The sequence below is a fragment of the Rhodococcus gordoniae genome (genome assembly GCF_001646655.1).
In the GTDB taxonomy this organism is placed as follows: domain Bacteria; phylum Actinomycetota; class Actinomycetes; order Mycobacteriales; family Mycobacteriaceae; genus Rhodococcus; species Rhodococcus gordoniae.
Genome location: NZ_LPZN01000030.1, coordinates 1 through 21142 on the forward strand (window position 1 = coordinate 1; position 21142 = coordinate 21142).

Annotated in this window: 19 protein-coding genes; all 19 read right to left on the reverse strand. The window is 69.7% G+C overall.

The features are described 5' to 3' along the window. Positions 1 to 406: 406 nt before the first annotated feature. Positions 407 to 1684 carry a tyrosine--tRNA ligase gene (gene tyrS / locus A8G18_RS13040; RefSeq protein WP_016934278.1) on the reverse strand — a complete coding sequence of 426 codons (1278 nt, stop codon included), beginning with the start codon at positions 1682 to 1684 and terminating at the stop codon, positions 407 to 409. A 15-nt stretch (positions 1685 to 1699) separates the two neighbouring features. After that, positions 1700 to 2350: a DNA-3-methyladenine glycosylase gene (locus A8G18_RS13045; RefSeq protein ID WP_064064214.1), complete on the reverse strand. Its 651-nt coding sequence runs from the start codon at positions 2348 to 2350 to the stop codon at positions 1700 to 1702. After that, positions 2335 to 2556 (reverse strand): Trm112 family protein, encoded by a 222-nt coding sequence (locus tag A8G18_RS13050; protein ID WP_064064215.1) that lies wholly within the window; start codon positions 2554 to 2556, stop codon positions 2335 to 2337. Before A8G18_RS13050 ends, A8G18_RS13045 begins: the two co-directional genes overlap by 16 nt. A gap of 39 nt (positions 2557 to 2595) precedes the next feature. Then, a complete protein-coding gene (locus A8G18_RS13055; RefSeq protein WP_084421779.1) occupies positions 2596 to 5580 on the reverse strand; it encodes an AMP-binding protein in 2985 nt (994 codons plus the stop codon). 150 nt (positions 5581 to 5730) lie between these two features. Next, positions 5731 to 7152 carry an argininosuccinate lyase gene (gene argH, locus A8G18_RS13060; RefSeq protein WP_064064216.1) on the reverse strand — a complete coding sequence of 474 codons (1422 nt, stop codon included), beginning with the start codon at positions 7150 to 7152 and terminating at the stop codon, positions 5731 to 5733. A gap of 2 nt (positions 7153 to 7154) precedes the next feature. After that, entirely contained in the window at positions 7155 to 8354 is a 1200-nt protein-coding gene (locus A8G18_RS13065) for an argininosuccinate synthase (RefSeq protein ID WP_064064217.1), read from the reverse strand. 47 nt (positions 8355 to 8401) lie between these two features. Beyond that, a complete protein-coding gene (locus A8G18_RS13070) occupies positions 8402 to 8911 on the reverse strand; it encodes an arginine repressor (protein ID WP_064064218.1) in 510 nt (169 codons plus the stop codon). Positions 8912 to 8913: 2 nt separating this feature from the next. Beyond that, positions 8914 to 9843, reverse strand: coding sequence for an ornithine carbamoyltransferase (gene argF, locus A8G18_RS13075; RefSeq protein WP_020372505.1), 930 nt, complete (start codon positions 9841 to 9843; stop codon positions 8914 to 8916). A gap of 2 nt (positions 9844 to 9845) precedes the next feature. Continuing rightward, entirely contained in the window at positions 9846 to 11033 is a 1188-nt protein-coding gene (locus A8G18_RS13080; protein WP_016934579.1) for an acetylornithine transaminase, read from the reverse strand. Further along, a complete protein-coding gene (gene argB, locus A8G18_RS13085) occupies positions 11030 to 11968 on the reverse strand; it encodes an acetylglutamate kinase (protein ID WP_016934580.1) in 939 nt (312 codons plus the stop codon). The genes A8G18_RS13080 and argB overlap by 4 nt, the downstream gene beginning before the upstream one ends. Further along, a complete protein-coding gene (gene argJ / locus A8G18_RS13090; protein WP_064064219.1) occupies positions 11965 to 13215 on the reverse strand; it encodes a bifunctional glutamate N-acetyltransferase/amino-acid acetyltransferase ArgJ in 1251 nt (416 codons plus the stop codon). Before argJ ends, argB begins: the two co-directional genes overlap by 4 nt. Then, on the reverse strand, positions 13212 to 14285 hold the full coding sequence (argC, locus tag A8G18_RS13095) for an N-acetyl-gamma-glutamyl-phosphate reductase (RefSeq protein ID WP_064064220.1): 1074 nt from the start codon (positions 14283 to 14285) through the stop codon (positions 13212 to 13214). Before argC ends, argJ begins: the two co-directional genes overlap by 4 nt. A 61-nt stretch (positions 14286 to 14346) precedes the next feature. Then, positions 14347 to 14850 (reverse strand): PspA/IM30 family protein, encoded by a 504-nt coding sequence (locus tag A8G18_RS13100; protein WP_064064221.1) that lies wholly within the window; start codon positions 14848 to 14850, stop codon positions 14347 to 14349. A 206-nt stretch (positions 14851 to 15056) separates the two neighbouring features. After that, positions 15057 to 17543, reverse strand: coding sequence for a phenylalanine--tRNA ligase subunit beta (gene pheT, locus A8G18_RS13105; protein WP_064064222.1), 2487 nt, complete (start codon positions 17541 to 17543; stop codon positions 15057 to 15059). A 55-nt stretch (positions 17544 to 17598) separates the two neighbouring features. Beyond that, positions 17599 to 18669 (reverse strand): phenylalanine--tRNA ligase subunit alpha, encoded by a 1071-nt coding sequence (gene pheS, locus A8G18_RS13110; protein ID WP_064064223.1) that lies wholly within the window; start codon positions 18667 to 18669, stop codon positions 17599 to 17601. An 85-nt stretch (positions 18670 to 18754) separates the two neighbouring features. Beyond that, entirely contained in the window at positions 18755 to 19567 is an 813-nt protein-coding gene (locus A8G18_RS13115; protein ID WP_064064224.1) for a TrmH family RNA methyltransferase, read from the reverse strand. A 38-nt stretch (positions 19568 to 19605) separates the two neighbouring features. Then, entirely contained in the window at positions 19606 to 19986 is a 381-nt protein-coding gene (gene rplT / locus A8G18_RS13120) for a 50S ribosomal protein L20 (RefSeq protein WP_006553977.1), read from the reverse strand. A 65-nt stretch (positions 19987 to 20051) separates the two neighbouring features. After that, positions 20052 to 20246 (reverse strand): 50S ribosomal protein L35, encoded by a 195-nt coding sequence (gene rpmI / locus A8G18_RS13125; protein ID WP_016935462.1) that lies wholly within the window; start codon positions 20244 to 20246, stop codon positions 20052 to 20054. Between the two features lie 71 nt (positions 20247 to 20317). Beyond that, positions 20318 to 21031, reverse strand: coding sequence for a translation initiation factor IF-3 (gene infC, locus A8G18_RS13130; RefSeq protein ID WP_084421781.1), 714 nt, complete (start codon positions 21029 to 21031; stop codon positions 20318 to 20320). Between the last annotated feature and the right edge of the window lie 111 nt (positions 21032 to 21142).

The window sequence follows — 21142 nt, forward strand, 5'->3', positions numbered from 1 at the left end:
AAACTAGCTATACAACACTGGATCACCGCAGACGGAAGAATGCGATGTCCAGCAACAACCACCCACAAAAGTGAAGTGGTCGCACCAAATATTATTTGGCACTGACATTCATCGGCACACTGTTGAGTTCTCAAAGAACACGCGCACATCGTCACGTTCCGGACTGTCGTCCGACCCGCTCCGAGGCAACCGTTCCAAGCTATCACATCCGATTTCAGGGACACAAACTCGTTGCGTTCCCCGTCTCTTCTGTGAGAGCCGATCGATGCGACATCGAACATGCCTATTTCCGAACCTCTCGGTCCGGCGGGCTGTTCGGTGTCGCTCGAACGACGACTAAGTTACGCCGACGCTAACGAGCCGTCAAATCCGCTGGTCAGAGGCTCGTCAGCGTCGGCAAACAGCATCAGTCGTGGACGACGCGGACACCGGCGAAGTTCCGCTTGCCCCGGCGCAGGACGAGCCAGCTGCCGTGCAGCAGCTCTCCGTCGCGCGCGGTCCACTCCTCCGAGGAGATCCGGACGTTGTTGACCGATGCCCCGCCTTCCTTGACGGTGCGCCGTGCAGCGCCCTTGCTCTCGCACAGTCCCGACGCGACGAGCAGATCCACGATCGTGTCCGGTTCGCCGGCGTGGAGCTCGGTCACGGACGCCTCGGTCAATGCGGCCGCGAGTGTGGACTCGTCGAGGTCGCCGAGCTCCCCCCGGCCGAACAGTGCGCGACTGGCCAGTTCGACCGAGGCGGTGTTGTGCGCACCGTGGACGAGCGTCGTCATCTCTGCGGCGAGCCGCTTCTGGGCCTCGCGCGCGTGCGGACGCTCCGTGGTGGCGGTCTCGAGTTCGGCGAGTTCGTCCTTGTCGAGGAAGGTGAACCAGCGCAGGTACTTCATGACGTCGGCGTCGGCCGCGTTGACGAAGTACTGGTACCAGGCGTACGGGCTGGTCATCTCGGGGTCGAGCCACAGGCTGCCACCGCCGGTGGACTTGCCGAACTTCTTGCCGTCCGAGGAGGTCACGAGCGGGACGGTCAGCGCATGCACGCTCGCGCCGTCGGTTCGCCGGTTGAGTTCGACGCCGGCGATGATGTTGCCCCACTGGTCGGAACCACCGACCTGCAGCGCACACCCGTGCTCGCGGCGGAGCTGCACGTAGTCGTTCGCCTGCAGCAGCATGTAGCTGAACTCGGTGTACGAGATGCCGTCGGCTTCGAGCCGGCGCTTGACTGTGTCTCGAGCGAGCATCACGTTGACCGAGAAGTGCTTGCCGATGTCGCGCAGGAAGTCGATCACCGACAGATTGCGGGTCCAGTCGAGGTTGTTCACGACCACGGCTCCCGTCCGAGAGTCGTCGAACTCGACGAACCGTTCGAGCTGTCCCCGGATCCGTCCGGCCCACTCGGCGACGGTGTCGGCGGAGTTCATGGTCCGCTCCCCCACGTCCCGTGGGTCGCCGATCATGCCGGTCGCGCCACCTGCGAGAACGATGGGCCGGTGGCCGGCGCGCTGGAAACGTTTGAGAGCGAGGAGCGGTACGAGGTGACCGGCGTGCAGGCTCGGACCGGTCGGATCGAAACCGGCATAGAGGGTGATCGGACCCTTGTCGAGTTCGCCTCGAAGTGCGTCGAGATCGGTCGATTGCGCGATGAGACCGCGCCAGGTCAGTTCGTCGAGGATGTGCTCAGTCACCGTTCGATCATCCCATCACCCGTGAGGAGCGGCGGGCGCGCGTGGGCTGCGCCGGTACGCGGAGACTCCGACGGCGCCGGGAATCCACAACCGCCACGGCCTGTCGGCGGCGACGCTGATCCCCACCCGTGGACCGCGTGCGACCTCGCCGACCAGCGGCTCTGCCGGAAGTTCCACGCGCACCCGGGCATCGGAGACGCCCACGTCGATGCCGTTGTCGGCCAGGTCGAGACCGAGGGCAGCGGCCAGATTTCCGGGTCCCCGAGCGAGGTTGGCGAACGGCGTGCCGGGGGTGCGACGGGCCCGGGCGGCCTGTTCTCCGTCGACGACCTCACCGCCCCGTAACAGCACTGCTGCGGCGGTGCCATCGGGACCGAGGGAGATGTTCGCGCAGAAGTGCAGGCCGTAGCTCCGGTAGACGTACAGATGTCCTGCGGGCCCGAACATGACGGAATTGCGCGGGGTGGGTCCTCGATACGAGTGCGCTGCCGGGTCGGGCCACGGTCCGTCCTCGGGCCCGCCGTAGGCCTCGACCTCGGTCAGCAGGACGGTGGTCTCCCCTACCCGGACAGTCGCTCCGAGCAGCGCGGCGGCTGCCTCGACCGGATCGAGTCCCTCGAGCTCGCCGCGAACGGATCTGCTGCAGCGGCTCAGTCTGCACTCCATCCGGCGACACCGCGCGCGGTGAAGTCGTTGTGCTCGGCATCGGTGACCTCGTGGGCCTCGTCGACGAGGAGGACGGGGATGCCGTTCTCGATCGGATACGCCCGCCGCAGGCGGGGGTTGTAGAGGACCGCGTCGTCGACGAGAAGCAACGGCCCCTTGTCCTCGGGACAGGCCAGAATGCTCAGCAACGTGGGATCGACAGCCACGGATGTCCTTTCGAAGGGCGGAACCGAACCGGAACCAGGCTACCGCGCCCCGGCGGGCGAACCGGCCGTGCCCGCCTTCCAGGCCAGCGCGACGGCCTTGGTGAATCTCTTGTACGTCCCCGTGTCGGGGCTCAGGTACCAGGTGCGGACGGTGGGAACGGGCAATCCCTGTTCGCGCAGCCCGTCGGCCGCCGGACGATAGGACGGCCCCAAGGGGATGTCGTGCACGATGTGCACCAGATCCGGCCGTTCGTCGGGCGCAATCGCGTCGAACGCTGCGGTGATCTCTGCCGCCGTCGGTGCCCGGTTGCCCCGCAACGTGCACGCGGCCACCGCGATGTCGCGTCCGCCCACCGAGATCCCGTAGGCGACGGCGAGGTCGACGCGCGGGATCGCTTCGAGGACGTCGGTCACGCTCTGGGTGAAGACCGGACCGTGGAAGGTGGGGATCACCGTCCGTCGGCTGTCGAGCAGCCAGAAGTCGCCGTCGGCGTCGCGCCGGAACAGGTTGTCGGTGGGCACCCACACGTCGCCCGGTTCGAACACCCCGCGCATGACGCCGGTGAGCGCCGAGGCGGCGGGCCCGGGTTTGCCGAGCAGCAGTCCGACCTCACCGACCCGCGCCTCCCGCACGAACCCGCGGTCGTCCTCGACGAGTCGGCCCGCGCCGGCGTCGTAGGCGGCGAGCCGCACGTCGGCGCTGCCGGGCAACGGCCGGCCCTTCGAGCCGATCTTCGAACCGGAGACGTTCGCGAGCACGACGTTGCCCTCGGTCGAGGCGTAGAACTCGAGCACCCGCGCAGGCTGGAACCTGTCGAGCGTGCGGCGCCACAACCCCGGTGGCATACCGGATCCGATGAACAACCGGATGGGATGGATGGCGTCGATGTGCAGCGAGGGGCTGTCGAGCACCTCACGCAACATCGCCCAGGTGTAGGTGACGACGGTGACGCCGTAGCGGTGCACCTCATCGCTGAACAGCGAGGGATTCAGCCCGCGGGACAACGCGATACGCGCTCCACCCGCCAGCGCCCCACCGAAACTGACCAGAAGACCGGACGAATGATGCAGAGGCGCAAGGCAATACATCGTGTCGCCGCGACCGAGCGAGGCGGCGGTCGCCGTACCGAAGGCCGACAGCGCCCACCGGTAGTTGGTGACCCGCCGCACCGCGAGCGTGTCGCCGCTGCCGGAGAAGAGGACGAACGCGAGCTCCCGCGCAAGACCGGGATCGGGGACGTACCACCCCGGCAGTTGCACCGACGAGATGTCGAGTCGTTCGAGATCGACGACGTCGGTGCCGGGTTCGATGTCGAGGTCGCGAACGTCGCCACCACCGAGCACCAGCACGGGCAGACCGGTCGCCACGGCCGCATCGAGGTTCTCCGGATCGGCCACGATCTTCTCGACACCGCCGAGGCGCACGGCCTCCGCGACGTCCGGTCCGGGCGGGATCAGCACGGAGACACCGCCGAGGCGGGAGATCGCGGCGACCGCGGCCATAGCACTGGGACGCACGTCCATGAGGATCCCGACGTGCATCGCGGGGCGGACGCCGTTGTCGACGAGACCGAGCACGACGTTGTCGATCCGGCGGTTCACAGCGTCGAATGTGTAGACGCGGTCCTCGAAGATGAAGCACTCCCGTTTCGGCGACTTGCGGCCGATCTCGGCGAGCAGACCCCCGACGGAGATGCGGGTGCGCGACTGGATCTGTCCGAGCCGCGCGAGCCGGGGCAACGCGCGTGCGGCCTCACCGGTGAGATCGCGTGCGCCGCGGACGGCGCCGACGGCGATCCCCGCAACTCCTCTACCGAAGTCCGTTCCCACGTCGGCGAGGGTCGCGACGGTGTGGGTGATGCGGGATGCGACCGAGACGCCGGTGCCCTCGTCCTTCGGATCGGGCACGACCATCGGCGCCATACCGACGGGACGATCACCGACTCCCTCGCGCCACTGCACCCATTCGCCGACCGAGGGCCACGTCTGCTGGCCGGCAACGCTGCCCACGACGAGCCCGAAATGCCCTGCACGCAAAGTGCATTCGTAGATCTCCGCGCGGGGTGCCGCTTTGCGGATACCGCGCACGGCGAGCGGTTGCCCGATGTCGTCGACCTCGCCGACGAACGCGAGGACGGGACAGGTGATCTCGGCGAGGCTCACCACCCGGTCGTTGACGACGAAACCGCCACTGACCATGCGATTGTGGGCGATGAACTGGCGCAGCATCTCGGCGACGGCCGGACCGGACCACGCCACCCACCCCTCGGTGTCGAGGAACCGGCGTTGCGGCTCGCGCGGCAGCAGCGCTTCCCTGTCGTGGAGCTGGAGCAGGAAGTCGATGCGCGATCGCACGGTCTTGACCGGATCGAGCAGCTGGAAGCCGGTGCGCGCCATCCATCCGGTGATCGCGAGGCGGTTGAAGACGTGGTCGGCGAGGAAGTCCGCGGAGTGGGTCGCGACGATCTCGGGGATCCCGAAGGGCAGCGCGGCGAGGGTGTCGACGGGGCTGCCGAAAGTGATCAGGCTCGCGATGCCGCGGCTGCGCCGGTACGCGGCCACCTGATAGCAGAACATTCCGCCCTGCGAGTATCCACCGAGGTGGACGTCGTGGCCGGTGTAGGCGCGCACGCGGTCGACGATCTCGTCGAGGGCGAGGAGATGATCGGTGAGGGTGCGCTTCCAGCCGCCCTCCTCCTGGTCGGGCGAACCGAAGTCCACGACCCACGGGTCGAGTCCCGCGTCGTGGAGGGTGCCGACGGCGCCGGCGTCACGGGTGACGTCGTAGACCTCGGCGGACACCATCATGGGCGGTACGAGGACGATCGGGATGCCCGTGGAAGCGGTGTCCGATTCGGGGAAGTACCGGCGGAGTCGGTACATCGCGGTGCGTTCGACGACCTGGTACGGCGAGGACGACCGGTCCGGTTCGAGGCCACCGAACCGCAGGACGTCGAGACCGTTCTGGGCGGTGGCGACGAGCCGTCGCATCGACTCGGCCACTACATCGGCGTCCAGTCCCACGGTCCGCTCCCCTCTCGACGATGTATCCGCACGGGTCCCCGGCACCTGCGGTTCTACACCGGTACCCGCTGCGTGCCGAGAGTATGTGCCAGCCTGCCACACCACCGTGACCGTCCCGGGCAACTCGGGGTGCCCGGGACGGCAGGTGGGTCAGCCGCGGACCCAGTCGCGCAACTGCACCGCGGCATCGCGCACGCGGCCGAGCTGCTCGACGACCCGCACGCCCGCGGTACCGCCGCGCGCGTCGCGCGAGGCGATCGAGCCTTCGACCGTGAGCACGTCCCGCACCTGCGGGGTCAGTGCCGGATCGACACCGGCCAGTTCGTCGTCGGTGAGGTCCTCGAGGCCGACTCCGCGTCCCTCGGCGACCCGCACGCACGCACCGGCCGCCTCGTGGGCGACGCGGAACGGTACGCCCTGCCGGACCATCCACTCGGCGATGTCGGTCGCGAGGGTGAAGCCGGCGGGAGCGAGTTCGGCCATGCGCTCGGTGTGGAAGGTCAGCGTCGAGACGAGACCGGCAATGGCCGGGAGCAGCAGCTCGAGCTGCGCCACCGAGTCGAAGACCGGCTCCTTGTCCTCCTGCAGGTCGCGGTTGTAGGCCAGCGGCTGCGCCTTGAGGGTGGCCAGCAGTCCGGTGAGGTTGCCGATGAGGCGACCGGCCTTACCGCGGGTGAGCTCGGAGACGTCCGGGTTCTTCTTCTGCGGCATGATCGACGACCCGGTCGACCATTCGTCCGCGAGGGTGACGTATCCGAACTCGGGAGTGCTCCACAGGATGACCTCCTCCGCCATGCGGGAGAGGTCGACGGCGATCTGCGCGAAGACGAAGGCCGCTTCCGCCGCGAAGTCACGAGAACTGGTCGCGTCGATGGAGTTGTCGGCCGCGGAGTCGAAGCCCAGATCGGCCGCGATCGCGTCGGGGTCGAGACCGAGCGACGATCCGGCCAGCGCACCCGACCCGTACGGCGACACCGCCGCGCGCTTGTCGAAGTCGCGCAACCGGTCGACGTCGCGCAACAGCGGGTGTGCGTGGGCCAGCAGGTGGTGTGCGAGCAGCACGGGCTGCGCCGCCTGCAGGTGCGTCTTGCCGGGCATCACGGCATCGGGGTGGGCCGCGGCCTGGCCGGCGATCGCTTCCACCACGTCGAGGACACCGTCGGCGATGCGCCGCGCGCTGTCGCGCAGCCACATCCGGAACAGCGTCGCGACCTGGTCGTTGCGGGAGCGGCCCGCGCGGAGCCGGCCGCCGACCTCGGGACCGACCCGCTCGATGAGTCCCCGTTCGAGCGCGCCGTGCACGTCCTCGTCGGATTCGGCGGGACCGAACGCACCCGAGGCCACATCGGCGGCGAGTCGGTCGAGGCCGTCGAGCATCGTGGCGAGGTCGTCGCCGGTGAGGAGTCCGGCGCGGTGCAGGACCTTGGCATGGGCCTGCGAGGCGCGCACGTCGTACGGGGCCAGGGCCCAGTCGAAGTGCGTGGACTTGCTCAGCGCCGCCATGGCGGCGGCCGGTCCGGATGCGAACCGGCCGCCCCACAGGGCACCTTCGTTGGTGCCGTGAGCCGTCATGACTACAGGCCCAGATCGCGCTTCGCGGCGACCTTCGACGACAGGCCGTGGATCTGCACGAAGCCCTTGGCGTTGGACTGGTCGAAGCTGTCGCCCTCGTCGTAGGTGGCGAGGTTGAAATCGTAGAGCGACTCGGGGCTGCGGCGGCCGTTGACGGTGATGTGCCCACCGTGGAGCACCATGCGGATGTCGCCGGTGACGCGTTCCTGGGTGTTCGCGACGAAGGCGTCGAGGGCGGTCTTCAGCGGGGAGAACCACAGGCCGTCGTAGACCAGTTCGCTCCAGCGCTCCTCGACGCGCCGCTTGTAGCGGCCGAGTTCGCGCTCGAGGGTGACGTGCTCGAGTTCCTGGTGCGCGGTGATCAGCGCGATGGCGCCGGGTGCCTCGTAGATCTCGCGGCTCTTGATGCCGACGAGGCGGTCCTCGACCATGTCGAGACGGCCCACACCCTGGGCACCGGCGCGACGGTTGAGTTCCTGGATCGCCTCGAGGACGGTGACGTGCTTGCCGTCGATGGCGACGGGGCGGCCGGCCTCGAAGCTGACGATCAGCTCGTCGGGGGCCTGCCAGTGGGCGGTGGGGTCCTCGGTGTAGTCGTAGACGTCCTTGGTGGGGGCGTTCCACAGGTCTTCGAGGAAGCCGGTCTCGACGGCGCGGCCCCACACGTTCTGATCGATGGAGAACGGCGAGCGCTTGGTGACGTTGATGGGAAGGCCGTGCTCCTCGGCGAAGGCGATGGCCTTCTCGCGGGTCCAGGCGTAGTCGCGGACCGGTGCGATGACCTGGAGGTCGGGAGCGAGGGCACCGAAGCCGACCTCGAAGCGGACCTGGTCGTTGCCCTTGCCGGTGCAGCCGTGCGAGACGACGGTGCCGCCGTGCTCGCGGGCGGCCTGCACGATGTGCTTGACGATCAGCGGGCGGCTGATGGCCGAGACCAGCGGGTAGCGATCCATGTAGAGCGCGTTGGCCTGGACGGTGGGCAGGCAGTACTCGTTGGCGAACTCGTCCTTGGCGTCGACGACGATCGATTCGACGGCACCGCAGTCGAGGGCGCGCTGACGCACGACCTCCATGTCCTCGCCACCCTGGCCGAGGTCGATGGCGACGGCGACGACCTCCTTGCCGGTCTCCTTGCCGATCCAGCTGATGGCGACGGAGGTGTCCAGCCCGCCCGAATAGGCGAGTACGACGCGTTCGGCCATTGTCTTTGTGCTCCTTTGTATTTCGACGTGCGTCTATGAGTGGTAGGTCAGGTGAGTGATTCGATTTTCGCGGCCAGTTCGGCTCCCGTCGTCGGTTCGCGGGCGATGACCGCGATGGTGTCGTCGCCGGCGATCGTTCCGACCACCTCGGGTAATGATGCCCGATCGAGTGCACTGGCCAGATAGTGCGCTGCCCCCGGCGGGGTGCGCAGCACGGCGATGTTGCCGCTCGAGTCGGTCGACACCAGCAGTTCACCGAGGAGACGGGACAGGCGGTCGGTGCCGCCGGTCACGCCGCGCACGGGGCTGCCGTCCTCCGGGACGACGTACACCCCCGCTCCCCCGTCGGCCCCGCGGAGCTTCACGGCCCCGAGTTCCTCGAGGTCGCGGGAGAGGGTGGCGGTGGACACCTCGATGCCGTCCGCGGCGAGCAGAGCGGCGAGTTCGGTGTGGCTGCGCACGGGATGTGCGGCGAGCAGAGCGACGATACGGGCCTGCCGTGCCGCGCGTGTCGGCGCGCTCGCCGCGCTGTCCGCATGGTTCGCCGCCGTGCTCACGGTCAGCTCCGGCTCTGCTCGAGCAGCCACACGAGCAGGGCCTTCTGCGCGTGCAGGCGGTTCTCGGCCTCGTCCCACACCACCGACCGCGGCCCGTCGATGACCTCGGCGGTGATCTCCTTGCCGCGGTAGGCGGGCAGGCAGTGCAGCACGATCGAGTCGGCGTCGGCGAGGGAGACGAGCTCGTCGTTCAGTTGGAACGGCCGGAAGGGGGCCTCGCGGTCCTTGCCGTCGTCCTCCTGCCCCATCGACACCCAGGTATCGGTGACGAGCACGTCGGCGTCGGCGGCTCCGGCGCGCGGGTCGTCGGTGACGGTGACGGTGCCGCCGGTCTGCTCGGCCCGCGCGCGGGTCGCGGCGACGACCTGCGGGTCGGGGGTGAATCCGGCCGGGGACGCGATGGTCACGTGCATGCCGGCGGTGACGCCGCCGAGCATGAGCGAATGCGCCATGTTGTTCGCGCCGTCGCCGAAATAGGTCATGCGCAGCCCTGCGGTGCTGCCCTTGCGCTCGCGGACGGTCTGCAGGTCGGCGAGGACCTGGCAGGGGTGGAAGGTGTCGGTGAGCGCGTTGACGACGGGCACGGTCGAGTGCGCGGCGAGCGTCTCGATGCGGTCCTGGCCGTAGGTGCGCCACACCACCGCTTCGGTGAAGCGGGAGAACATCCGGGCGGTGTCCTCGAGGGTTTCGCCCTTACCGATCTGGGTGGCGCCGGTGTCGACGACGATGGCGTGGCCGCCCAGCTGGGCGATGCCGGCGTCGAACGAGAAGCGGGTGCGGGTAGAGGTCTTGTCGAACAGCACGGCGACGCTGAGGGGCCCTTCGAGGGGGCGGCGGGACAGCGGTGCCTTCTTGAGTTCGGCGGCGAGTTCGAGTACCTCGGTCTGTTCGGCCGGGGTGAGGTCGTCGTCGCGCAGGAAGTGGCGGAGCACGGTCAGTTTCCTTCCCGGTCGGCGGTGTCGAGGATCGCGGGCAGCGCTGTCACGAAGCTCTCGGCCTGCGGTTCGGTGAGGATCAGCGGGGGCGCGAGACGGATCACGTCGGGGGCAGCGGCGTTGACGAGGAAACCGGCCTCGCGGGCAGCGGTTTCGACGGCCGGTGCCTTCGCGGCGGTGAGGACGATGCCACGCAGCAGCCCGGACCCGCGCACGTGCGACACGAGCGGATGCCCGATGTCCTCGATGCCGGCGGCGAGGGTCTTGCCGACGGCGTTCACGTGATCGAGCAGGTTCTGTTCGTCGATCGTGCGAAGCACCGCGAGTGCCGCCGCCGCGCACACCGGGTTGCCGCCGAAGGTGGTGCCGTGCTTGCCGGGCTGGAACAGCTCGGCGGCCGGGCCGGTCGCGAGAACGGCGCCGATGGGCAGACCACCGCCGAGGCCCTTGGCAAGGGTCATCACATCGGGGGTGATTCCCGCAGCCTGGTGGGCGAAGAAGGTGCCGGTGCGGGCGATGCCGGTCTGGACCTCGTCGAGCACGAGCAGGGCGCCGCGTTCGGTGGTGAGGCGGCGCGCGCCGGCGAGATAGCCCTCGGGCGGGACGACGACGCCGGATTCGCCCATGATCGGTTCGAGGAAGACGGCGGCGGTGTTCTCGTCGATCGCGGCGTCGAGCGCGGCGAGATCGCCGTAGGGTACGAACTCGACGCCCGCGGGCATCGGCTCGAAGGGCGCACGCTTGTCGGGCTGGCCGGTGAGGGCGAGAGCGCCCATGGTGCGGCCGTGGAAGGCCTTCTCGCACGCGACGATCTTCGGCCGTCCGGTGAGCCGGGCGATCTTGAACGCCGCCTCGTTGGCCTCGGTGCCGGAGTTGCAGAAGAAGGCGCGGCCCTCGTGACCGAAGTGCGCGAGGAGTTTCTCGGCGAGTTCGAGCACCGGCGGCGAGGCGTACAGGTTCGACACGTGGCCGAGCTGGTTCAGCTGCGCGGTCACGGCCTCGATGATCGCCGGGTGACGGTGGCCGAGGCTGTTGACGGCGATGCCGCCGAGCAGATCGAGGTACTGCTTGCCGTCGGCGTCGGTGAGCACGGCGCCGTCACCGGCGACCAGGGCGACCTTGGGCACGCCGTAGTTGTTCATCAGCGAACCCGCCCAGCGCTGCTGGAGGTCGGACGTGCCGGTCATGCGGGGCCTTCCTTCTCGGAGACCGGCACCACCATGGTGCCGATGCCTTCTTCGGTGAACAGTTCGAGGAGCACGGAGTGCGCTCGGCGGCCGTCGATGACATGCGCGCTGGGCACTCCGCCCTGCACGGCACGCAGGCACGCCTCCATCTTGGGGACCATGCCGGAGTCGAGCGACGGTAGCAGCGCGGTGAGGGCATCGGCGTCGATCCGGGAGGTGAGCGAGCCGCGATCGGGCCAGTTCGTGTAGAGGCCCTCGACGTCGGTGAGCACGACCAGCTTCTCCGCGCCGAGTGCTTCGGCCAGGGCCGCTGCGGCGGTGTCGGCGTTGATGTTGTGCACCACCCCGTCGGCGTCGGGCGCGATCGTGGAGACCACGGGGATACGGCCGGCGGCGATGAGGTCGAGCACCGCACCGGGGTCGACGGCGGTGACGTCGCCGACGAGACCGATGTCGGTGTCCTCGCCGTCGACGACGACCGTGCGGCGGGTCGCGGTGAACAGCCCGGCGTCTTCGCCGGAGGTGCCGACGGCGTACGGACCGTGGCTGTTGATCAGGCCGACGAGTTCGCGGCCGACCTGCCCGAAGAGCACCATCCGCACGACGTCCATGACCTCGGGAGTGGTGACGCGGAAGCCGCCGCGGAACTCGCCTTCGAGGCCGAGGCGCTTCAGCATGGCGTTGATCTGCGGGCCGCCGCCGTGGACCACCACGGGGTGGATGCCGACGGTGCGCAGGAACGCCATGTCGGCGGCGAAGGCGGACTTGAGGGTGTCGTCGATCATGGCGTTGCCGCCGTACTTGACGACCACGATCTTGTCGCGGAACTTCTGCAGCCACGGCAGGGCCTCGGCGAGGACGAACGCCTTCTGGTGCGAGGTGAGGTCGGCGATCAGTGCGTCGGTCACGTCGTCTCCTGTGCTCGTGCCGGTCACGACGAGTACGCCGAGTTCTCTTCGACGTAGGCGTGCGAGAGGTCGGTGGTGCGGATGGACACCTGCGCGTCGCCGAGACCGAGGTCGATGTCGAGGGCGATGTCGGCGGCGGACAGGTCGACCTCGCGGGCGCCGGGGGCGCCGACGCCGTCGATGCACACGGGATTGCCGTTGAACGACACCGAGATCTTGTCGGGGTCGAGTTCGATCGGGGCGATGCCGATGGCGGCGAGCACACGTCCCCAGTTGGGGTCGGAACCGAACAGGGCGGTCTTGACGAGGCTGTCGCGGGCGACGGTGCGCGCCCCGATCAGGGCGTCGGCCTCGCTGACGGCACCACGGACAGTGACGGTGACGCGCTTGGTGACTCCTTCGGCGTCGGCCATCATCTGCTCGGCGAGGTCGTCGCACACGGCGAGGACGGCGGCGTTCAGATCGTCCTGGCTCGGGGTGATCCCGCTGGCGCCGGAGGCCAGCAGCAGCACGGTGTCGTTGGTGGAGGTCGCGCCGTCGACGTCGAGGCGGTCGAAGGTGAGCCGGGACGCGTGGCGCAGCGCGGTGTCGAGTTGCTCGGCGGTGGCGACGGCGTCGGTGGTGACCACGCACAGCATGGTCGCCAGGGCGGGGGCGAGCATGCCGGCGCCCTTGGCCATGCCGCCGACGTTCCACTTGTCGGCGTGGTGCAGGGCAGCCTGCTTGGGCACGGTGTCGGTGGTCATGATGGCGTAGGCGGCGTCGGTGCCGCCGGAGATGCCACCGGCGAGCTCGTGGACGATCTCCTGCACGCCGGAGAGCACCTTGTCCATCGGCAGGCGGTCGCCGATCAGGCCGGTCGAGCACACGGCGACCTCACCGGCCCCGGTCTCGGTGCCCCAGTTGCTCAGGGCGTCGGCGACGGCCTCGGCGGTGGCGTGGGTGTCCTGGAACCCCCCGGCGCCGGTGCATGCGTTGGCGCCGCCGGAGTTGAGGATCACCGCGCGCAGGCTGCCCGACTTCAGGACCTGCTGGGACCACAGGACGGGGGCGGCCTTGACCTTGTTCATGGTGAAGACGCCGGCGGCGGTGAGTTCGGGGCCTTCGTTGACCACGAGGGCGAGGTCCTGCCGGCCGGAGATCTTGATGCCCGCGGGGATGCCGGCGGCCCGGAATCCGGCGGGGCTGGTGACGCCCTGGCTGCGGATCAGGCGTCCCCCGGCGATCTCGGTGGCACCGGTGTAGACGTCGTCGGCGTACTTGTTCTCGGTCACGGAGCCACTCCCACGGTGGACAGGCCGGCGGTCTCGGGCAGACCGAGCGCCAGGTTCATCGATTGCACGGCGGCACCGGCGGTGCCCTTGGTGAGGTTGTCGAGCGCGGCGACGACGACGAGCAGGCCGGCGTCGGGGTCGACGGTGACGGCGATCTGCACGGCGTTCGAGCCGACCACCGCGCCGGTGGTGGGCAATGCACCCTCGGGCAGCAGCTGCACGAAGGGTTCGTCGGCGTAGGCCTTCTCGTAGACCGCGCGGGCCTCCGCGGCGGTCACCGTGGTCGGCGCGGTGCAGGTCGCCAGGATGCCGCGGGGCATGGGAGCGAGGACCGGGGTGAACGAGACCTTCACGTCGGTGCCGGCGAGGGCGGAGAGGTTCTGCTTGATCTCGGGGGTGTGGCGGTGGGCGCCGCCGACACCGTAGGCACGGACCGAGCCCATGACCTCGGAGCCGAGGAGGTCGACCTTCGGGGACTTCCCGGCGCCGGAGGTGCCGGAGACCGCCACGACCTGCACGACGGGTTCGACGATGCCCGCGGCGACGGCTGGGGCGAGGGCGAGCGAGGCGGAGGTGGGATAACAACCGGGGACCGCGATGCGGGTGGCGCCGACGAGGGCGTCGCGCTTGCCGGGCAGCTCGGGCATCCCGTAGGGCCAGGTTCCGGCGTGGTCGCTGCCGTACCAGCGTTGCCAGTCGGCGGCGTTCTCGAGCCGGAAGTCGGCACCGCAATCGATCACGACGGTGGTGTCGGGCAGCTGCGCGGCGATCACGGCGGAGTGGCCGTGCGGCAGGCCGAGGAAGACGACGTCGTGTCCGAGCAGGGTGTCGATGTCGGTGGCACCGAGCACGCGGTCGGCGAGCGGCAGCAGGTGGGGATGGAACTCACGCAGGGTGACGCCGGCGTTGCCCCCGGCGGTGAGTGCGCCGATGACGAGGGATCCGTCCTGGCAGGCGGGATGGCCGAGGAGCAGGCGCAGGATCTCGCCGCCCGCGTAGCCGCTGGCGCCGGCCACGGCGACCCGTAGCGGCGACTCGGAGGTGGCGGTGAAGTCCGGTGAAGTACCCATACGAATGATTATGCACTCTCATGCAAATCGTTTCATACGGGGTGTCCCGTTCGGGGGGAATTCACTCCGACCGCAGTGACCGCCGGATCTCGGCGAGACGGTCGGCGGCGGCCGCCCTACGATCCTCGTACTGCTCGTCGAGCGTGCGACCCGCCCCGGTCGCACGAGCCAGTTCCTCGGCGCCGAGCGCGGTCGCCGAGCGCTGCTCGATCTTCTCACGCACCGACTCGAAGGTCGGCACCCCGTCCGCGGTGTAGCCGGTGATCTCCTCGATCGTCGGAGCACGGACACCGGTGCCGACGACTCCCGCGTCGACCTTCCCCGGGGCGACGATCTCGGCGTCGTGGACCTGCACATCGTGCGGCGTCGCCGCATCGCGCGGGGTCACGTCGGGATCGGGGCTCGGTTCCGGGTCGATCGGCGGCACGTCCGGGATGTCCGGGCCCGGCGGCACATCCGGCACCGTCGGCGTCTCCGGACCGGCCGGAGTCACGTCGGGGACGGGTTGCTCCGGCCTGTCGGGCTCCTCCGGGGACGGCACCCGGCCGTCTTCATCCTTGCTCATGCATCCAGGCTACGTCGCCCGGCTCCCGCTGCGTCCTGTTCGGCGCGAGCCTGCCTGCTCGCGCGGGCCCCGATCCGACGGTGCGCGATCGTGTCCTCGTGCCGCGAATCCATACGCTCGCCGGACACGTCCTCGACCGGGCGGGTCGCACGGTCGCCACGGTCCCGCCCGACGTGTGGCTGCCGGGCGGGGACACGCGCGTCCCCTCAGGCGCGTAGCTGCGCGCCGACCGCGGTGGCCGCGGCGGCGACGGCCGCCTCGCGGGCGGCGCTGGCCTCGTCCTCGGTGAGGGTGCGGTCTGCGGCACGAAAGCGCAGCGCGAACGCGAGCGACTTGCGGTTCTCCCCCAGCTGGGCGCCCTCGTACACGTCGAACAGGCGGATGTCCTCGAGCAGGTCGCCGCCACCGGAGCGCAACGCGCTCTCGACATCGGCGGCCGGCACGCTCGCATCGACGACGACCGCGACGTCCTGCAGGACCGCCGGGAACGGCGAGACGAGCGGGGCGGGAAGAGATTCCACGATCGGCAGGGCATCGAGATCGAGCTCGAAGGCGCAGGTGCGAGCCGGCAGCCCGGCACGCTCGATCACGGCCGGATGCAATTCTCCGGCATGACCGACGACCACGCCGTCGACGAGCAGTTCGGCGCAGCGGCCGGGATGCCACGGCAGGTACTGTGCGGCGCGGCGCTCGAGGCGCACCCCCGCGGCGCGTGCCACGCTCTCCGCGGCGGCGAAGGCGTCGAAGGCATCGGCGGCCCGGCCCGGCCCCCACGGTCCGGCCGGTTCGCGCAGACCGGCGAGCACACCACCGACGTGGACGGGCTGCGCCGGCAACGACCCTTCGAGCAGCGCGATCTCGTCGTCGCTGGGGCGACGGTCCACCGGCAGGGCCTGCACCGGCGTGGTCTCCGGGGTGGGCCGGACGACCTGGGCGATCGCGTACAGCGACAGATCCCGCTGCCCGCGGGAGACGTTGCGCCCGAGGATCTCGAGCAGCCCCGGCAGCAGGGTGGTCGCCAGTTCGGGGCGGTCGGCCTCGAGCGGGTTGAGGACCTTCGTGGTCACGCGTCGCGGATCGTCGGCGTCCAGTCCCCAGATGTCGAACACACCGGCGGGCAGGAAGACGGGGGCGAGGACCTCGACGTAGCCGTCGTAGGCCAGTGCGCGGGAGACGGAGCGGCGACGCTTCTGCGGGGCCGTCAGGCCGCGCCCGGCCGGGGCGCTGGGCAGCACCGACGGGATCTGCTCGAGTCCCTCCAAACGCAGCACCTCCTCGACCAGGTCGGCGGGCTGACGCAGGTCGGGACGCCAGGTCGGCGGGGTAACCACGAGCTGGCCGTGGCCGTCCTCGCCGACGCCGACCTCGACGGTGCACCCGATCTGCGTGAGGCGGCGGGCGGCGGTGCCGTTCGGGTAACTCACCCCGGCCATACGGTCGGGCAGGTCGATGTCCATGCGGATCGTCGGGCTCTCGGTGGGCACGACGATGTCGGTGAGGGTCGGCTCGACCCGGCCACCGGCGATCTCGACGAGCAGGCTCGCGGCCCGGTCGAGCGCGGCACGGGCCACGGCCGGGTCGACGGTGCGCTCGAAGCGTTTGCCGGCCTCACTGCTGAGCTTGTGCCGGCGGTTGCCGCGGAAGACGGCGAGCGGATCCCAGGTGGCGGCCTCGAGCAACACGTCGGTGGTCGAGTCGCTGACCTCGGTGGTGGAGCCGCCCATGATGCCGGCGAGGGAGATCACCCCGGAGTCGTCGGTGATGACGACGTCCTCGGGATCGAGGTCGCGCTCGACACCGTCGAGGGTGGTGAGTTTCTCCCCTGCCCGGGCACGCCGCACGACCAGCTCACCCCGCAGGGTCGCGGCGTCGAAGGCGTGCAACGGCTGGCCGAGCTCGAGCATGACGTAGTTGGTCACGTCGACCGCGGGCGAGATCGGGCGGACACCGGCGGTGTGCAGGCGACGCTGCATCCACCAGGGGCTCACGGCCTTCGGGTCGATGCCGGTGACGCGGCGCGCGGCGAACCGGGTCGCGTTCGTCTCGGCCTCGAGCCGGATCGGGTAGGCCTCCCCGCCGTCGGACGGCAGCGCCGGCACGCTCGCCGGATCGGCGAACTCGAGGTCGAAGCCGCACGCGAGTTCGCGAGTGAGCCCGCGGACGGAGAAGCAGTAACCGCGGTCGGGGGTGATGTTGAGTTCGATGAGGGTGTCGCCGAGGCCGAGCAGGTCGTTGGCGTCGGTGCCGGGTTCGGCGCTGCCCGGTTCGAGCACGAGGATGCCGGAGTGGTCCTTGCCGATGCCCAGTTCGGACAGCGAGCAGATCATGCCGTCGGAGATGTGCCCGTAGGTCTTGCGGGAGGCGATGACGAAGTCGCCCGGGAGCACGGCGCCGGGCAGCGCCGCGACGACGAGGTCGCCCTCGGCGAAGTTACGGGCGCCGCACACGATGCCACGCGGTTCGTCCTCGCCGACGTCGACCTTGCAGAAGCGGATGGGCTTCTTGAATTCGGTGAGCTCGGTGATCTCCGCGACCCGCCCGACGACGAGGTTGTCGATGCGGGCAAGGATCTCGACGTCCTCGACCTCGAGCCCGACCCGGACGAATCCCGCGTCGAGTTCCTCGGCGGTGACGTCCCACTCCGGGGTGGCGCGCTGCAGGATCTCGGTCAGCCAGGACTGCGCTACTCGCACTTGTGCTCAGCTCTTTCGTTCGGTCGTCGGTGGAGTCGGGGTGGGGAGAGGGCTCTCAGCCCTGCACACCGAACGGCAGGGTGAAGCGGACGTCGCCCTCGACGATGTCGCGCATGTCGGGGATGCCGTTGCGGAACTGCAGGGTGCGTTCGAGACCCATACCGAAGGCGAACCCGGTGTAGACGTCGGGATCGATGCCCGAGGCCCGGAGCACGTTGGGGTTGACCATGCCGCAGCCGCCCCATTCGACCCAGCCGGCACCGCCCTTCTTGTTCGGGAACCACACGTCGACCTCGGCGGACGGTTCGGTGAACGGGAAGTAGTTCGGTCGCATCCGGGTGCGGGTCTCCGGCCCGAACAGTGCCCGCGCGAACGCGTCGAGGGTGCCGCGCAGATGCGCCATGGTCAGACCCTTGTCCACCGCGAGACCTTCGACCTGCGAGAAGACCGGCGTATGGGTGGCATCGAGTTCGTCGGTGCGGAAGGTACGGCCCGGGCACACGACGTAGATCGGGATGTCGCGGTGCAGCATGGTGCGGACCTGCACGGGCGAGGTGTGGGTGCGCAGCACCTGCCGCGAACCTTCCGGGGCGATGTGGAAGGTGTCCTGCATCGTGCGTGCCGGATGGTCGGGCAGGAAGTTCAGGGCGTCGAAGTTGAAGTGCTCGGTCTCGACCTCGGGGCCTTCGGCGACCTCCCAGCCCATCGCGACGAAGACGTCGGCGATCTCGTCGGAGATGATCGAGATCGGGTGCCGGGCGCCGAGCGCGCTGCGGGTCGCGGGCAGGGTGACGTCGACGGCCTCGGCGACGAGGACCGCGGCATCACGTTCGGCCTGCAACGCCGCCTTGCGGTCGTCGAAGGCGGCCTGCACCGCCGTGCGGTGCGCGTTGACCCGCTTGCCGGCGTCGGCGCGTTCGTTGCCGGGCAGCGAGCCCAGGGCACGCTTCGCGAGGGAGAGGGGCGCCTTGTCGCCGAGGTGGTCGATCTTCGCCTGGGCGAGTGCGTCGAGGTCGGTCGCAGCGGCGAATGCGTCGATCGCGGACTTCTCGGCGGCGGTGAGCGCGTCCTCGGTCAGAGCGCTCGGATCGACTGCCGGCGGGGTGCCGCCCTCTTTCTTGGCCACGACCGGTGCATCTCCTTCTTCGGACGAACGGGTGATCTCTCCAGGCGCGGTGCGGGCCGGAGTCCGCGGCGCACCGGAGGAAATCCTATGTGATGGGCCGAGCGGCCCGATGTTGCACCCGCGCGCTCGCATACAGGCAGATCGAGGCGGCGGTGGCGAGATTGAGCGATTCGGCGCGTCCGCGAATGGGGATTCGGACGCGATGGTCGGCGCCGGCGGCGACCTGCGGGTCGAGTCCGTGGGCCTCGTTGCCGAACAGCCACGCAGTGGGGGCGGCGAGCAGGTCGTCGGCGTCGTCGAGGTCGATCTCGCCGTCGGCGGCGGTCGCAAGGATCTGCACGCCGGCGTCGGTGAGGGCGGCCAGGACCCGGTCGGTGTCGCGTTCGCGGGCGACCGGCAGGTGAAAGATGCTGCCGGCCGAGGAGCGCACGCACTTGCCGTTGTGCGGGTCGACGCTGTCGCCGGCGAGCACCACGGCGTCGGCGCCGACCGCGTCGGACACGCGAATGAGGGTGCCGGCGTTGCCGGGCTCGGCGACGGCGACCGGCACGGCGAGCAGCCGCGACCGGGACGTCACCGCTTCGGCGAGCGGCACGTCGAGGGTGTCGCACACGGCGACGAGACCGGGTGGGGTCACGGTGTCGGACAGCCGGGCGGCGGCGCGTTCGGTGACGATCCCCACGCGCACACCGCGACCGCGCGCGTCGTCGACGAGTCGGCCGTAGCGACCGGCGGCGGCCTCGGTGACGAACAACTCGTGCACCCGTGCGGCGGCGAGCGCTTCGGTGACGGAGTTCTCACCCTCGGCGAGGAACCGACCGGTCTTGCGACGCTCGGCGGTCCGGAGCAGTTTCACAGCAGAAACGACCCGTGGGGTGCGCTCGGTGAGCGTGTCCACGGGCCGTTCCTGGAGATTGTCGTTGCTCAGGGCAGCACTCAGGCAGCCGGAGCGTTGACGTCGGCCGGCAGTGCAGCCTTGGCGACGGCGACGAGACCGGCGAAGGCCTCGGCGTCGGAGACGGCGAGCTCGGCGAGGATCTTGCGGTCGACCTCGACACCGGCGGCCTTGAGGCCCTGGATGAAGCGGTTGTAGGTGATGTCGTTGGCGCGGGCAGCAGCGTTGATGCGGCTGATCCACAGCTTGCGGAAATCACCCTTGCGGGCGCGACGGTCGCGGTATGCGTAGGTCAGCGAGTGGAGCTGCTGCTCCTTGGCCTTGCGGTACAGGCGCGAGCGCTGTCCGCGGTAGCCCTTCGAGGCCTCGAGAATCGAACGACGCTTCTTCTGGGCGTTGACGGCCCTCTTCACGCGTGCCACTGGTTATGTCCTGTCAGAGTTCGGGGGACGAGATGTCCGTCCCCGGGTGGATCGGTCGGAGAGGCTCAGAGCCCGAGCATGCGCTTGACGCGCGGGGTGTCGGCGTCGGAGACGACGGCCTTGCCGTCGAGACGACGCGTCACCCGCGAGGACTTGTGCTCGAGCAGGTGGCGGCGACCCGCCTTCTGGCGCAGGACCTTTCCGCTACCGGACACCTTGAATCGCTTCGCGGTGCCGCTGTGGGTCTTCGACTTGGGCATGGAGTCCTCAGTTCTTGTCGTGTGCGTACATCGGTGCTCACGGACAGCACCGGATGTGCTGCCTGAGCGGGCTAGTTGCTCGGGGCGTCGCCCGTCTCGGGAGCCGGCGCGGCCTCCGTGGACGGGGCGGCGGAGGCTGCCGGGCGCGGAGCGGCCTGCGCCGGTGCGGCCTGCGCGGCTTCCTGAGCCTTCGCGCGGGTCTTCGCACCCTTGTGCGGGGCCAGCACCATGGTCATGTTCCGGCCGTCCTGCTTCGGACTGGTCTCGATGAAGCCGAGCTCGGCGACATCGGCGCCGAGGCGCTGCAGCAACCGGAATCCGAGTTCGGGGCGCGACTGCTCGCGGCCACGGAACATGATGGTGACCTTGACCTTCGAACCGGCTTCGAGGAAGCGCACGACGTTGCGCTTCTTGGTCTCGTAGTCGTGGTCGTCGATCTTCGGGCGGAGCTTCTGCTCCTTGATCACGGTCTGCTGCTGGTTCTTGCGCGATTCGCGCGCCTTCTGCGCGGCTTCGTACTTGAACTTGCCGTAGTCCATGATCTTGCAGACCGGCGGCCGGGCGTCGGGTGCCACCTCGACGAGGTCGAGGTCGGCTTCGATTGCCAGGCGGAGGGCATCTTCAACACGCACGATTCCGACCTGTTCACCGCCGGGTCCGACGAGTCGGACCTCGGGAACTCGGATGCGTTCGTTGATGCGGGTCTCAGCGCTGATGGGGCCTCCTAGGTAGAGCGGTGTGGTCGGTCTGACCGCACCGCAGCACGTGGCCCTACTCCTCGACAAGAAGACCCCGCTGTGGTGCCGAGGCTCCACACGGGGTCCGATACCGACCGGTCGACGGCACCCAGCTCGCGCTGCGTGATCCGCACCGCCCGGTGAAGGGCGGACATCCGG